This is a genomic window from Pseudomonas pisciculturae (genome assembly GCF_015461805.1).
GTDB classification, from domain to species: domain Bacteria; phylum Pseudomonadota; class Gammaproteobacteria; order Pseudomonadales; family Pseudomonadaceae; genus Aquipseudomonas; species Aquipseudomonas pisciculturae.
Map to the genome: position 1 here is coordinate 196,297 of NZ_JACVZE010000005.1, position 14,651 is coordinate 210,947.

16 protein-coding genes are annotated in these 14,651 nt (G+C 61.4%); 2 read left to right on the forward strand and 14 right to left on the reverse strand.

Annotated features, from left to right (window positions below):
* The first annotated feature begins 26 nt into the window (after positions 1-26).
* Positions 27-581, forward strand: coding sequence for a DcrB/PsbP domain-containing protein (locus ICY20_RS15435; RefSeq protein ID WP_194937891.1), 555 nt, complete (start codon positions 27-29; stop codon positions 579-581).
* Positions 582-713: 132 nt separating this feature from the next.
* Here ICY20_RS15435 and ICY20_RS15440 read toward each other — a convergent pair whose 3' ends face one another.
* From ICY20_RS15440 to ICY20_RS15455, 4 genes are read right to left on the reverse strand one after another with little or no spacing between them, the layout of a single operon-like run.
* Entirely contained in the window at positions 714-1,433 is a 720-nt protein-coding gene (locus ICY20_RS15440; protein ID WP_194937892.1) for an alpha/beta hydrolase, read from the reverse strand.
* 11 nt (positions 1,434-1,444) lie between these two features.
* Entirely contained in the window at positions 1,445-2,200 is a 756-nt protein-coding gene (gene cobF, locus ICY20_RS15445; protein WP_159962633.1) for a precorrin-6A synthase (deacetylating), read from the reverse strand.
* Positions 2,197-2,784, reverse strand: coding sequence for a histidine phosphatase family protein (locus ICY20_RS15450; RefSeq protein WP_159962634.1), 588 nt, complete (start codon positions 2,782-2,784; stop codon positions 2,197-2,199). The genes cobF and ICY20_RS15450 overlap by 4 nt, the downstream gene beginning before the upstream one ends.
* A 47-nt stretch (positions 2,785-2,831) precedes the next feature.
* The gene (locus ICY20_RS15455; RefSeq protein WP_194937893.1) at positions 2,832-3,380 is read right to left on the reverse strand and encodes a DUF4865 family protein; all 549 of its coding nucleotides are present in this window, start codon (positions 3,378-3,380) and stop codon (positions 2,832-2,834) included.
* Positions 3,381-3,473: 93 nt separating this feature from the next.
* Here ICY20_RS15455 and ICY20_RS15460 point away from each other — a divergent pair, with 93 nt between their 5' ends.
* Positions 3,474-4,340: a LysR family transcriptional regulator gene (locus ICY20_RS15460; protein ID WP_194937894.1), complete on the forward strand. Its 867-nt coding sequence runs from the start codon at positions 3,474-3,476 to the stop codon at positions 4,338-4,340.
* 81 nt (positions 4,341-4,421) lie between these two features.
* On the opposite strand, the gene ICY20_RS15465 is transcribed toward ICY20_RS15460, so the two are convergent.
* From ICY20_RS15465 to ICY20_RS15510, 10 genes are read right to left on the reverse strand one after another with little or no spacing between them, the layout of a single operon-like run.
* Entirely contained in the window at positions 4,422-5,393 is a 972-nt protein-coding gene (locus tag ICY20_RS15465; RefSeq protein WP_194937895.1) for a LysR family transcriptional regulator, read from the reverse strand.
* A 51-nt stretch (positions 5,394-5,444) separates the two neighbouring features.
* Entirely contained in the window at positions 5,445-6,386 is a 942-nt protein-coding gene (locus ICY20_RS15470) for a peptidylprolyl isomerase (protein WP_159962638.1), read from the reverse strand.
* Positions 6,383-6,856 carry a YbjN domain-containing protein gene (locus ICY20_RS15475; protein WP_194937896.1) on the reverse strand — a complete coding sequence of 158 codons (474 nt, stop codon included), beginning with the start codon at positions 6,854-6,856 and terminating at the stop codon, positions 6,383-6,385. Before ICY20_RS15475 ends, ICY20_RS15470 begins: the two co-directional genes overlap by 4 nt.
* A gap of 20 nt (positions 6,857-6,876) precedes the next feature.
* Positions 6,877-7,503: a DNA repair protein gene (locus ICY20_RS15480; RefSeq protein WP_194937897.1), complete on the reverse strand. Its 627-nt coding sequence runs from the start codon at positions 7,501-7,503 to the stop codon at positions 6,877-6,879.
* Between the two features lie 19 nt (positions 7,504-7,522).
* Positions 7,523-9,223 (reverse strand): putative porin, encoded by a 1,701-nt coding sequence (locus ICY20_RS15485; RefSeq protein WP_159962640.1) that lies wholly within the window; start codon positions 9,221-9,223, stop codon positions 7,523-7,525.
* A gap of 43 nt (positions 9,224-9,266) precedes the next feature.
* Positions 9,267-9,968 (reverse strand): energy transducer TonB family protein, encoded by a 702-nt coding sequence (locus ICY20_RS15490; protein ID WP_194937898.1) that lies wholly within the window; start codon positions 9,966-9,968, stop codon positions 9,267-9,269.
* Between the two features lie 3 nt (positions 9,969-9,971).
* Positions 9,972-10,397: an ExbD/TolR family protein gene (locus ICY20_RS15495; protein ID WP_065905942.1), complete on the reverse strand. Its 426-nt coding sequence runs from the start codon at positions 10,395-10,397 to the stop codon at positions 9,972-9,974.
* Positions 10,398-10,408: 11 nt separating this feature from the next.
* Entirely contained in the window at positions 10,409-12,208 is a 1,800-nt protein-coding gene (locus ICY20_RS15500) for a DUF2341 domain-containing protein (protein ID WP_194937899.1), read from the reverse strand.
* Positions 12,209-12,232: 24 nt separating this feature from the next.
* The gene (locus ICY20_RS15505) at positions 12,233-13,819 is read right to left on the reverse strand and encodes a ShlB/FhaC/HecB family hemolysin secretion/activation protein (RefSeq protein WP_159962643.1); all 1,587 of its coding nucleotides are present in this window, start codon (positions 13,817-13,819) and stop codon (positions 12,233-12,235) included.
* A 59-nt stretch (positions 13,820-13,878) separates the two neighbouring features.
* On the reverse strand, positions 13,879-14,472 hold the full coding sequence (locus ICY20_RS15510; protein ID WP_159962680.1) for a transposase: 594 nt from the start codon (positions 14,470-14,472) through the stop codon (positions 13,879-13,881).
* Positions 14,473-14,651: the final 179 nt, after the last annotated feature.

Here is a 14,651-nt window from a genome sequence, read left to right on the forward strand (position 1 = left end):
ATTTCGTTCATCCCTTGGAGCGCTTCATGGCCACTTTCACCAAGACCGCTGCCCTGCTGGCCTTAGCGCTAACCGCCGGCAGCGTGTTTGCTGCGACTAAACCCACAACGCAGACGATCTCCACCCTGGGCGGCAAATTTACCTTCGCCTTGCCCAAGGCCTACGCCGCCGACACCCTGCCGGTCAGTGCGGCCGAAGATGCCAGCGCCGCGACCCAGGGCACTTTGTATGCCAACAAAACCACGAAAAGTGTGGTTATCGTCGCCGAAACGGTGCGTACCGATGGGGTAGCCATCGGGGATAACGATACCCAGTTCCTCGACGGCGCCGTGGCCGGTTTCGTCAAGGACCAGAGTGCTGCGCTGCCGGACTTCAAAAAACAAGGCGAGAAGAAACTGACGCTCAAGGGCCTGGGCCTGCGCCAAGTGGACAGCACCGCCACACAAGGCGGCGGCAAGACGCTGAACAGCACGTTCCTGGGCGGTTCGGGCAACCATATGCTAGTGATCCAAGCCATTTCCCGTGGGGATGATGCGAAGGGGCATGCTGCGTTGGTGAAGCAGATTACGAGCAGTAAATAACCCAACCTCCCAAACAACACAAAAACCAATGTGGGAGCGGGCTTGCTCGCGAATGCGGTGTATCAGTCACACATGTACCGACTGACACTGCGCATTCGCGAGCAAGCCCGCTCCCACATTTATTAACCGTGCTCACTTCAAGCTGTTTTCCAGCCAGGCTTTCAAGTCCTGCACTTCGGCCTCACTGATGGTATGCGGCATCCCCACATACCCATGAAACTCAGGCTTCAACCCCAGCCCCTCCAACAACTCTTTCGCACGGGTGGCCGAAACATACGGCAGCGCCTGGTCCAAGGTGCCGTGGCCGATAAAGATCGCCAGTTTCTCCAGTGACGCATCCGCTTTCAACTCAGCCTTCAACACGGGCAATACACTGCCGCTCAACGCCGCAATCCCACGCACCAATGCAGGCTTACGCAACCCAAGCTCGTAGGACATGATCGCGCCCTGGCTGAATCCCACCAGGAACACTCGGTCACTTTGGGTGTGGTATTTGGTGGTGGCCTGGGTCACGAAGTCTTCGATCAACCGGGCGCTTCGTTGCAGGTCTGGCGTCTCGCCGTTGTATTCGTCTTCACCTGAGGTCTTGGTAAACCAGCGATAACCGCTGGAACCCACTGGCATTGGCGCCCGCACCGACAAGTAGGTCCAGGTGGGCGGCAACGCGTCCTTGATGCCAAACAGGTCTTGCTCGTTGCTGCCGAACCCATGCAGGAAAATCACCAACGGCTCGTTGCGCGCATCGTCCTGAGTCTGCTCAAGGTACGACAGCGGCAAATCAGTGCGCAGCACATCATTGGCATGAGCGACGCCGGCGATCAGCGCCAGCGCCAGGGCAAACAGCTTTAGCATGAGACGGTACCTCAGGGTTTGCGCAGCAGATAGGTGTCCATGATCCAGCCATTTTCCAGGCGCGCGGCCTTGCGCACCCGCTCGATTTCCCCTGCTACTTCAGCCACTTTACCGCTGATGAGAATCTCGTCCGGCGTGCCCAGGTAGGCGCCCCAGTAAATATCAAGATCCTGATCGGCCACCGTGCGATAGGAATCTTCGGCATCAAGCATCACCACCAACGTATCAGCATCACTCGCCTGCCCCGCCGCCAAACGGCGCCCGGTGGTGATTTCGATGGAGCGGCCGATGCGGTTCAGCGGCACTTTGTGCTGGGCCGCCAGGGCCTGCACGCTGGTAATGCCAGGGATCACTTCGAATTCAAAGTCGCTACGGCCACTGGCCAGAATTGCCTGCAGAATGCGAATGGTGCTGTCGTACAGCGCCGGGTCACCCCAGGCCAGGAATGCGCCTACTTCACCGTCGGCCATTTCTTCGTTGATCATGCGCTCGAAGGTGTGTTGCTTGTCGCGGTTCAGGTCCTGCACCGCGGTGGTGTAGTCGATATCGCCGCGCACACGCTCGGGGCAGTCGGCCTCGACGAAGCGGTAGCCGGGCTCGGTGATATAGGTTTCGCAGATCTCGCGACGCAGGTCGATCAGCTTGTCTTTGCTCTGGCCCTTGTCCATCAGGAAAAACACGTCGGTGCGGTTCAGCGCCTTCACGGCCTGCATCGTGATGTAGTCAGGGTTGCCGGCGCCAATGCCGATGATCAGGATGCGTTTCATGGGTTGCTCTCATTGCGGGGCGTGGATTTTGCCATGTGCGTTTCCAAGCGCAAGCGCCAGACGCTGTTGAAACGCAGCTCGATGGTCGACAGCGGCTCAACATCGATCAGATAAAACATCGCCACCGGGGACTGCATGACGTACAGCAGTGCAGCGCGAATCACAAAGGGATGGGTGATGGCCACCACATGACCGGGCTGAGCTTCAAGGGACTTCATCCACTGCCCAACCCGGGTGCATACCTGTTCCACCGACTCACCGCCATGGGGTGCACTGGTGCTGTCGGTGAGCCAGGTATTCAACGGGACGCTATCGAGCTGGCCTATGTCCTGGCCCCTCCAGCGTCCCACATCAATATCGCGCAGCGCGGGCTCGATGACGCTATCGTCACCGAACAAACCTGCCGTCTGCCGCGCTCTGGCCTCCGGGCCGCACAGCAGGCGCCCGCTTTTCTTATAGCGGCCAACCAGGGACAGCGCCTCGCCTTGCCAATCCATCGCCACCGATTCGTCATCGGGAAAGCGCCCCTGTTTCTGCAAAGGGGTGACGGCATGGCAGATCAGTGTCAAACGGGTAGCGAGCATTGCCGGAGTCTTCAACTTGAAGCGTGAGGGCTTCAAGACTGGCGCAGTTACCCCGGTAGTGCAACGCCTTGCGCCAAGTAGAGCACCTGGTAACCGATCCCGGGATGCTCAGGGGCCAGCGCCTTGGCAGACAAGGTGACACGAACCAGACGCCAAGCCTGCACGTCCAGCGCCAGGAACACGGCGAATGCATCGCTGTTATCTGCCAACTGCCGATTGCGCTGTTTTTCCTGCGCCACTATCGCCGCCCGATCCGCCCCTGGCTCGATCGGCCACTCCTCGCGGTACAGGCTCAACGCTGTGGGCGCCGGCCCACGCTGCACATCCAGCGGCAGCCAGCTCTCGATATGCGGGCGACCAAAGCTGTCGAGCACCTTCTGAAAACGTTCCCCCAGTAAAAAGTCGGCGGCCTGCAACGGGTCGGCCCACAGGTACAGCGACGAATACACGTTACCCCCACGCTCCTGGGCGATAAACGCCTTGAACAGCAAGCCTGCGGTGTGATCCCACAACGGCCCCAATTGCCCGGCTCGACGACGAATCACACCCATGTCGTAGTCGGCAGGCAAGCGGTGTGAATACTGTTTGGCGAACATAAAAAAGCTCCTGTGCAAGATGAGCGTCCAGCTTGCGCAGCGGCTATGATTTCAACAAGATATGGCCTGATATATATGCGATAAGGATTGGATATGACTGATGCGCCCAGGCCCTTGGATATCGATACCGTGCAGGCCTTCGTCCTGGTGGCTGATTTCGCCAGTTTCACCCGTGCGGCCCAAGCGCTTGATACTTCCCAGGCCGCCATTAGCCTCAAGCTCAAGCGTCTGGAAGAACGCCTGGGTTATCGCTTGCTGGAGCGCACACCACGGCATGTGCGGCTATCGCCCCAGGGTGAGCACTTCATCGTCGCCGCCCGCGCGCTGCTCAATGCCCATGAACGCGCCCTGGGCGATATGGGTAGCCATGCACCCCGCCGCCTGGTGATCGGCATCAGCGACCACGTGGCCGGGCCAGACCTACCGCTGTGGCTCAGCCGCCTCGCGGCCTACGACCCGCTGGTGATTCTTGAAGTGCGCATCGCCTCATCGCGCGACCTGGTGGCCGCCTTCGACCGCAATGAACTGGACGCCGTGATCGTGCGCAACGAGGGCGACCGCCAGGACGGCGAAGTGTTGGTAGTGGAACGCTTTGGCTGGTTCGCATCGCCCAACTGGCAACACACACCGGGTACTGCGCTGCGCATGGCAACCATGGCCGCGCCCTGTGGAGTTAGGCATTTGGCCACACGAGCGCTGGATGACGCCCACATCGACTGGACCGAAGTGTTTGTCGGTGGCGGCGTCATGGCGGTGGGTGCGGCAGTCAGCGCCGGGCTGGGAGTCGCTGCCCTCGCCCACCGTGTGGCGCCGCCGGGGTCTGTGGAGGTCAGCGAGCAGCATGGCCTGCCGCCCTTGCCGGTGAGTGAGGTGGTGCTTTACAGCCGCATCAGCGATGCGCGCTCGCGGGAGACATTGCGCGCGTTGAGTGCAACGTTTCGGGGAGTGTTGCAACGCTGAGGCATACCGAATGGGTGGGTACACCGCCGCTCCCACATGTTGAACTGTGTTCGGCAAATAATTTCGGTTGGTCAGCCCATCTCAATCAAACCAGTCGCGCCGCCCCTCAAACGTGCTGACGATCAACTCCACAATCATCTGCACCGCTTCGGCATGCTGCACCTGGGCATTCACCGCCAGCCACACCTGGCGCTGCATGCGCTCGGCCAGCAACCCCGGCAGCGCCACCAGGCCACGGTCAAAACTGCTCATATAGTGCGGCAGCAAACCGATGCAAGCCCCGCACCGAATCATCTCCAGCATCAGCGAATAGGCATGCACTTGCACCACGGCAGCCACGCGTTGCTCTATCACTTGATTCCAGGGCTTTAAGGCATTGACCTGGGCATCGGGCTGCCATTGCACCAGCATGTAGTCGTCCAGGTCGCCCACGCTGTCCGGGCGGGTGATCAGCCGTGAGTAGCGTTTGGCGATATGCGGCAGGTATTCCAGGCGCGCCAGGGCTCTGGGCGGCTGTGTCGCGAAGCTCGGGCCTGGGCTGTCGGCGTCCGCCAGCCATAGCACCACGTCCACTTCCACCGCTTGCGCAGACAAGTGACTGTCGAGGGAGATGATTTCCAAGCGCACGCTGGCGTTGCGACGCAACAAGGCAATCAAATCGCGACCCAGAATGTCATGCAGGATCGGCTCGGCCACCGCCAGGCGGATCAGCGGTTGCTCAACCACTGGCAAGCGCCGCTCATGGGCCAGGGCGATCAGTTGTGCCTGAAGTTGCAGGCCGTCGCGACTGAGCACCAGGCCCGTGCCCTGGTGGGTGAACAGCGAATGACGCAGGTGTACTTCCAACTGCGCCAGACGCTTGCGCAACAGCGTCGCCTTGATATTCAAGCTGCGCGCCGCCTGCATGAAACAGCCGCAGCGCGCACTCACCAGAAAGTAGCGCGCCACCTCCGGGTCGATCTCTTGTGCCAAGGCCAGCCAGCTGTCGCGGGCTTCGCCCGGGGCACTGTAAGCAGCGGCTCCGTGGGGGGCAGACGGTTCTAGAAATGCCATGAGAGACTCCCTGTCTTGTTGGTCTGTGCATCCAATGCGGGTTGTCGCGTATTACTCCAGCACCTTGTTCAACTCGGCACCGTCGATGCTCAACGTGGCCGTATTGAGCATGCCTTCCAGGTAGGCCTTGGCGATCTGTTCCTGGCGCTGGTCACGCAAGGCCTGGGTGAGGCGTTCGCGCAACTCATCCAGGGTCGCGGTGCGCGCCGGTTGTTGGCCGGTCAGCTTGAGCACATGGAACCCGGCGGCGCTTTGCACCACGTCTGAAACGGCACCGACCTTGAGGCGCGAGACGGCGCCGCGCACCTCCGGCACCAGTTGCTGTAGTGGCTGCATACCCGAATCCCCGCCTCGGGCAGCCGTCTGCGGGTCTTGGGAAAACTGCGTAGCCAAGGCAGCAAAATCACCCGGTGCAGCCTGGGTGCGACGGCTCAGCTCCTGAGCCTGACGGCGCACGGCATCAACACTCTGCGGGTCGTTGACCGCAAGAAAAATCTGGCTCACCCGGTACAACGGCGGCGTCACCCACTGCGCCTTGCCGCTGTCGTAGGCTTGCTGCAACTCGGCCGCGCTGGGGTAATCCGCCGGTACTTGACTGACCGACAGCATGTAGTCACGGAACACAATCTGCTCGGCGGCGGCGCGGGTTTGTTGCTCCACCTCCGGGCGTTGGCGCCAGCCTTGGGCGTCGGCCTGTTCCAGCACTGCCTTTTGCGCCAAGCGTGAGCGAATCCACGTCTCCAGCGCGCCACGGTTGCCACGCAATTGCTCGCGGGACTCGGCCGGCAGGCTGGCCAGCACGGTCTTGAGTTCCGGCAGGTCGATTTGCTGATTGCCCAAGCGTGCCACCGCCGGCCCCATCGGTTGCGGGGTGAGCACGGGTGCCGGCTGCTGCGCCGCCACCGGGTCGCTGCCCGGTCGCAGGCTCAAGCCCACCGCCACTACCAGCAAGGCCAGCGCACCCGCGCCGACCATCAGGGTTGGTTTTTTCACAGTACAGGTGCCTCTTCGCCAACCGCCTCAACGCCCGCCTGTGCCTGCAACTGCGCGGCTTGCTGGCTGTATTCACGCAGGTACACGATGAACTCCTGCAACAGGCGGTCCCACAGTTCGAGCTGGCTGCGCAGGTGAGTGGCGCCGACGCCGGCCACCACCACGTCCATTTCCATCAACAGGAATTCACCCTGCACCGACAACCGCGCAAAACGGCGTGAGGCGTTCCAGACCTGAGCCAGCCCTTCGGGCAACTCGCCCTGAATACGCAGCGCGCAGCTGTAGGTGAAGTCCACATAGCTGCCCTGCTCTGCCGCCGGGTTGCCGAAACGTACGGCAAAACCAATGCCCTGGCTGGCGCTGAGCAATTGCACGATGCCGTTCTGCTCAGTCTGGTTGACCCGGTAACCGGCCTCTTGAAGCAATTCGGTGAGGCTCTGGATGGTAACGCTGGCGATCAATTCGCTCATGGTGATCTCTTCCGTGTCTATCAGTGATTGGCGGTTGCCTGGGGCGCATCAAAGCGGCTCTTGTACAGATCGTCGCCAAAGCCTTGGGCCAGTTCCTCGAACTTGACCCGCGCGCTGCTGGCGAAGGGCTGGCGAATACTCATCACCTCGGCCACATCGATTTTTTCGTAGGCCGTGAGCAACTGCTGGGCCACGCCGTACATCTGTTGATTCTTGACTGAACATTGCTGCACTTGCGTGTCACGTTCGCCCAACTGTGCCTGCAAGCGGGCGCGCTCGGTTTCCTTGCCTTTGGCCAGTACCAGCAGCTCGTCATAGGCCTTCTTGAACTTGCCGATCTGCTCGTTGCTCGCCGCCACCTGGGCTTGCGCCTGGCTGTGCAGGCTTTGTTGCTGGCCGGCCATTTGCTCGGCCACCCCACGGGTTTTTTCCAGCTCGGCGGTCAGTTGCTTGATTTGTACCTGGGCCTGTTTGGCCTGGGCTTCAGCGGCGATACGCGCGGCACTGGCCTGGGCCTGTTCACTTTGCAACGCCTGCAACTGCTGGGTGGTACTGCGCAGTTGAGCACGCAGGCGCTCTTCCATGCCTTCGGCGCTGGCGCCGGTGGCGACAAATAACAGCAGCAGCCCGCAGATTCGCGTGTTCATGTGGCATCTCCTGTGCGCATCAGAAGCGCGTGTTGAGTTCCAGTTGCATCACGTCGACGTCGAACCGCTTCCCATACACTTGCGAGGCGCTCAACCAACGCGCACTGGCGTAGATGTTCTTTTCGATGCCGTAGTTGGCGCCAATGAAGTAACCCTTGGCGTTGGTGCCGCCCAGGTGGAACGACGAGTCATTGAAGCCGTCAGGCAACGCGTCCGGCTGGATGTACTTGTAGCCGGCCAGCACGTTCCAGTCGCCGCGCTTGCGTAACTCCAGCGCGCTGCCGAGGGTGAACGAGACCATCAGCGCATTGCCGCCACTTTCAAACTGGCCATCGCTGTTGATGTTGGTGACGATCTCGCCTTCGCTACGCCGCAGCATCTCGCCTCTGTCGTAGGCCAGGTTGTGGATGAAGTTGCCTTGGGTGCGCAGTTTGAAATCGCTGGGCAGTTCGCTGTCCCACACGGCGTTGAGGTCCAATACATTGAACTTGGAGGCCAGGCCCACAAACTGCGGGTCCGGGGTCGTGCCTGGCGTGGCCGGGTTCGCCGTGTTGTTACGCAGGTGGAATACGGTGTTGCCCTTTTGCATGAAGGCCACTCGCGTTCCGTCCGTGTCGCAACCAGGGTCGCCTTGCCATGTGCTGCAGGGGCTGGAGCGCTCACCTTCGATGTCCTGGAACTGATAGTAAGCGGCAGCGAGCTTGAGTTTGTTACTGCGATTGATCTTCCAGTCAGCCCCCACCTGCCCGCCGAACAACCATTTGGTCTCGCTGCTGTCTTTATCAAAGCCATTGCTGCTGGCGGCGTCGGCGGTGTACTCGACCGGAAATGCACCAAGGGTGCCGAATAGCCCCCAGTCGCTATTGAGTCTGTGATTGAACAGTGCTGCCACGCCATCGAAGTTCAGGTCGTTGGAATACATCATGTCGGTGGAATAGAACGGGTTGCCAATGCGCCCACCGGTCAAGGTCAGCGCATCGGAGGCTTTCCAACTCAGGTAACCCTGATCGAGCCAGATGTCCTTCTTGCCAAAACCACCGCCCAGCGTTTGCGTCGTGGAGACGGGGTTGTTGTCCGAGCCGGTTCCCAGGCGGATGCCGGCAGTCCACTCTGGCGAGAGCACGGCTTTCATGCCCAGGCGAGCGCGTAGACGGAACAGGTTCTCACGGTCCTCCCGGGTGTTGATCAACGGCGGATACTTGAAATTGGACCCGTTGTTGACGTCGTAAGGGCCTGAACTGTTCATCTTGGCGTAGTCAGTGATCGTGTTGTCGTTACGACCCGAGAAGTAGCGCGACTCGTCACGCAAGCGAATGTCGCCATCAAAGGTCACGCGGGACACCCAGTCCGGAAAGGTATTGGGTTGGGCCCAGTTTTCCTGCTTGGCGGTGGCCATGACTTCGGCCTTGACCTGGTCGCGAATCTGGTCACGCACCGCCTGCGGTACGTACTGCACACGCACATCACCGGGCGCTGCAGCGGGGCCTGCGGCAACCACCGGCGCAGCATTGGCCTGACGCGCCTGCTGGGCTTCTTTTTCGGCCTGGGCGATCAGCCCGTTGGCGGTGTCCTGGGTTAACACACCTTGCTGCACCAGCAGGCGGATGAGGTTGACGGTGACGTTTTCCGAGGGCGCAACCGGGGCTGCCGCCGCTTGGCCGACCAAGGTCGCGATGACCATGCCAACCGCCAGGGTCAGTCGATTCACGGGGGAAATCATGTGTACGCAACTCCTGTAAAAAAATGCCAAAAATAAGGTTCGATCAATCCGGGCGACGGCCCTTGAGAGACAGGCGTACCGGCATATTTATGGAGGCCGGCACCCGCTGCGTGGCATGGGGCGCACGCAACGCGGCCAGCACTTGGGCATCGGTCTGGGCATCGCCACTGGACTTGGTCAGTTCCGCACGCGTGACCTGGCCATCGGCGCTCAACCACAGATCCGCCTGTACGGTGTAAGCCTTCTTGCGCAACTCCGGGTCTTCGCGCAGCAGGCGCTGAAACACCCCGGCCAGGTATTGCTTGTAAGTGCCGGCACCCAGGCCACCACCGGAACCGGCCATGCCGCTGCCTTTGCCCGCGCCGATGTTGAAACCGTCGTTGCCGGACTGGGCATCGCCATCGATCTGCATCGGGTTAGCCAAATCGTCAGCGGGTGAAGGCGGCGCTTCTTCCGCCGGTTTTACTTCTTCAGGTTCCGGCGTAGGCACCGGTTCAGGGACTTTCTCCTCCACCTGAGGCTCAGGCTCCTTGGGCTTTTCCGGAGGCGGTGGCGGCGGTGGCGGCAACGGGATAATCGTCGGCACCTTCGGCGCTTCACGGCGCACGCCACTCATGTCATTGGCCCACTGCCATAAAAACCAGGCCGCCACCGCGCCCAGCAGCAGGCCTGCGCCCCACTTGAGCGGGCGCAACGGCGGCTTCTTTTTTACCGGCAACGGCGTGATCGGGATCTGTGCGGTCATGACTTAGCCCTGGCTCGGTTTGCCAGTGACCAGCCCGACCTGGGACAGCTCCAGCCGTCGCAGCAAATCGAGTACCTCGATCACCTTCTGGTACTGCACCAAGGCATCGCCGCGCACGATCACCGGGAAGTCCGGGTTCAGGGCTTTTTCGATGCGCAGGCGCTCTTCCAACTCGCCAAGGGTCACTGGGTAGGCATCAAGGAATACCTGGCCGCCATCGTTGACAGAGATGGCCTTGGTCTTGGCTTCCGACAGCGACACCGAGGCGCTGGCCTTGGGCAAATGAATCTGGATGCCCGAGACCTGGGCAGTGGCGGTGAGGATAAACATCACCAGCACCACCATCAGCACGTCCACCAGGGGCGTGATGTTGATGCTGTCGACGGCGGCATCATCGTCATCGTCGTGGGAGGCATTTACAGAAGCCATGCTGATTCTCCTCAGGCCGGTAAGGCGGCGTGATGCTCGCGACGGTGCGCGGCTTCGCTGGATTGGCTCTCGCCGTGCATCTCCGCCAGGCGGGTGATGAACTCGTCGACGAACACGCGCATATCGGCGCTGACTTCCTTGTTGCGCGTGATCAGGCGGTTGTAGCCAAACAGCGCCGGGATCGCGACAAACAGGCCCATGGCCGTGGCCAGCAAGGCCGCCGCCATACCTGGCGCGATGGCGTTGATGTTGACGTCACCGGCCATGGCCGTACCGAGGAACACCACCATGATCCCCAGCACCGTACCGAGCAGGCCGATATACGGGCCGCCGGCAATGGCGTTGGACAAGGTCGAGAGCTTGGAACTGAGGGCCTGGTTTTCGCGGGTGCGCACGCCGTCCATGGAGCAGCGGATGGCTTCGATGGTCGCCGCCGAGACCGACGAGGTGTCGGCGCCTTGGGCGCGACGGGTACGAATTTCTTTGACCGCCACCAGGTACAGGCGCCACAGCGAAGAATGGGCCAGTCGCTCGCTCAGTTGCGCGTCGTCGGCGTACATTTCCAGGCGTGTGCCGATCTGCGCGAAGTGCTCACGGAACACTTCGTTGGCACTGCTGACGCGGCTGACCTGGCGGTTTTTGCGCAGCATGATGACCCACGACTGGACCATCATCCCCACCAGCACCAGGATGATCACCCAGGCGTCCACCGGCACGGCGTTGAGCAAAAAGCCCAGGCTGCCGAAACCGAAACCCGACTGTTCTTCATCCACGCCGTACGCCACCAGCTTGGACTCGGCGCCCTGTGCCGACGCGTCAGCCAACAGCAACGTGGCCGGGCGTGCCACCTTCGAGAGGCGCAGTTCGTCCATGGCCCCAGCGAACGGCAGATGGGTGCTGCCCGCGTCGGGCAGATCTGCGCCCAGTGCCAGTTGAGTATTGAATGCCGGCAACGCCACAGCGAGGATCGCGGTTTCGCGGCCATTGACATACAGGCTGATTTTTTCACCTTCGGCGGTGAATGCCAGGTGCTGCCATTGACCGGGGTTCAGCGGTTGGCTCGACACGGCACGCTGGCCGTCTACTTCCACAAACGGCGTGCCCTGATTCAACCCCAGCAGCAGGCTGTGGGGGCCGTCACGACGGGCCAGTACCACTTGTTCGCCACTGGCCTGGTCCAGGCGCAGCCATGCGCTAAAGGTGAATGCACCACCGGCGGCATGTTGCAGCGACGGGCTGGCTGGCAGCATCAATGGCTGGCCGCCGAACTGCAACGCGCGGCCGATCACGCCGTCAATGCTCGCGCCAGTGGCGTTGAGCGCGGTGTTGGCGTAGGCCGTGGCGTCACGTGGTGGCGTGCCATTGGCACCGTCAAAGTGGTAGAGCGCGGTGTAGCTCGGGTCGAACGCCAACTGGCCGTTGCTGGTGGCCGGGGCCTTCTGGTTGCCGTAGTACATCCACAGGTCCTGGCGCTGGCCGCCTTCGACCTTGGGCACATCCACCCAAATCAACGCCATGCCCATCAGCGGGTCGAAACTCTCGATCTGGTGGTTGAACACGGTCTTGTCGTCGGCACTCACAAAGCGCAGGTCTGCGCCGTCATCCTTCACCCCATCAAAGGTGAAATTGCCGGTGTGCAGGCGTACCAGCAACGCGGTGCGGCCCAGAGCCTGGTTGATCGCGGCGCCTTGCGCGGTGGTGTCGACAGTGATCTGCTTGCGGTAGTACCAGTCGTCTTGCCACCAGGCATGGGCAGTGGCCGGGAGCGTGAAGCCCAGGCAGATCAACAGGCTCAAAAATAGGCGTTGCATGGGTGAAATCTCCGGGAGAAAAAGTCAGAAAGTCGCCTGCACACTGAAGTGCAGTCGCGAGTCCTGTTTCTGGGTGTTCGGTCCATCGAGCAGCGGGTAACCCCAATCCAGGCTGCCGGACAACCATTTGCTCAAACTGGCGCGGGTGCCGAGGCCCACACTGGCCAGGCTGTATTCGTCTTCTTGCTCGGGCAGTGGCTCGTGCAGCCGCAGGCGTGCCCCTTCGGCGAACGCATAAAAACGCCACTCTTTCACGTAGCTGCCCAGGTACTTGGCCACCGACGGCGTGCGCAATTCCTGGGAGAGCAAATAGCCCTCATCACCGGTGCGTTCCGCCGCCAGATAGCCGCGTACCGAGGTAGCGCCGCCGGCGGAATACTGTTCGTTGGAAACCAGCGGCCCCGAGGCCAACTGGAAGGCAGCTTTGGAGGCCGACTGCCAATCGTTGGCGAACGTGTAGCTGTAATTGAGGTCGCCCTTGAGCACGGCGAAACTGGCACTGGCCTTATAGCGCTTGTAGTCGAACTCGTCGGCATCGCTGCCGTAGCCGAAGAACGCACGGGTGCCCACCACCAGGTTCAAACCAAGGCCCAGTTGCGACTGCTCGGTGTAGCGGTAGCCGTTGTAACCGAAGGTGAACGGCGCGTATTTGAGCGGCACCTGGTCGCTGCTGGAGCCGAATTTCAGCTCTTCATCGAAATCCTTGAAGTCGATGCCGAACGAGAACGAGTTGGCCCAATTGCCCGCCGCCGGCAGGCTGTAGATCGCCGAAACGCCATAGGAATTACCCTTGCCCAACACGTTGCTGCCGCCGAGGGTGGCGATATTGCTGTCGGACTGGTAACCGGAGAACTGCAAGGCCCAACGCTCATCCAGCGGCGCGGTGTAGGAGCCGGACCAGACCTTGGCGTTATTACTGTCCTGGGGTGCAGTGAAGTAGGTCAGCGAAATGCTGTGGCCCAGTTGCCAGAGGTTGTCGTAGCCGAGGGTGGCGACCGAGCGCAGCTTTTCGGTGTCGGCACTGTAGTCGTTGTTCAGCCCGAGGCTGGCGTGCCAGGGGTTTTGGTCTTCCACCTGCAAGTCGACGTCCATGGTGCCGGGGCGCTGGCCTTCGCGCACGAGGGGCGTGACTTGGCGGCCAGCACCACGATTGAGGCCTGCGAGCTGGGTTTGCACCGTGGCAAAATCCGGCACCGCGCCTTCCTTGAGCCCCGGCACTTCATCGCGAATTTCCACCGGCGAGTAATGCTTGGCGCCGACGACACGCACGCGGCCGACCTTGGTTTCGCTGACTTGCAGGTAGACGATACCGTCATCGACCTTTTGCTCCGGCAGCTCGACAAACACCGACTGGTAGCCGCGCGCCTGGTAGATCTTTTGCAGCGCGTCACGGGCGCCTTCGATATCGCCCAGAGTCTTTTGCGGGCCAAGAAACGGGTACACCGCTTCTTCGATGGCCGCCGCATCCAGCACGGTATTGCCGCGCACGAAGTACTCGTTGACGTCGACCCGGCGTGCCGCGCCCTCTTGCTCTTCAGCCAGCGCGGGGTGGGCCAAGGCCCCCAGCGTCAGGCAGCACAGCGCCAGCGTTGACTTGAACAGATGCTCCACACCGCCCCCTGATTCTCTAAGATTTTGCGCCATCGCCGTGTACACGACGTCTGGCCTGCTCAATTTGCGGTGGTCGAAAGATGGCTGTGCCGGGCCAGCCAGGTATGCAGCAAGGCGAAGTTCAGCGAGAACTCCGGCATGTGCAGCAAGGCGCCACAAAACACTTCACCGATGATGGTCTGGATAAGTTGCACCGCACGCGGGTTGTCCAGCAGCGTGGCGAGATCGCGGGTCATTACGTGGATGCCCCAGACCTTCTGGTTCAGGTCCAGGCCGACAAACCAGCGAAACAGCAGGTTGTAGTTCAGTTGCTCATGCATTTGCTGTTCGCTGGGCACCGAATACAGCAGTTGCAGCAACAGGATGTGCACCAGGGTGTGCGGCGCGATCAACACGCCGGGCGTTGCGAGCAACCAATCGCGGTGCTGGTCGAGCACCTCATCGATCTGCGGGCGCAGCAACACCAGCGAATGCCCCGCCGGGATGAAGCTGGACACTTCTTTGCGGGCGCCCTGCCAGTCTTCCTGGGAGACGATCCACACCCACGGTGCGCCGTAGCGATACACCGACACGGGCTTCTTGCGCGCGGCTTCGACGATCTTCGACAGGCGCTGATCGAGCTCCTGCATGCCGACTTTCGAGTAACGTTCCATAGTTCCCATTGCCCCACTCCTGGCATCCTGCTGACGGCTTTGGCGACGACTTTTGATCGTATCCAGCGCGTTACATAGGCAAGACGGGCGTGGGTGAGAGCTACCGAACTTTTGTCATGAAAGCTTCATTTTGGATTGGCTGGGGGGCAATTTCTGGGCTGATCCTGGAGGGCTGTACT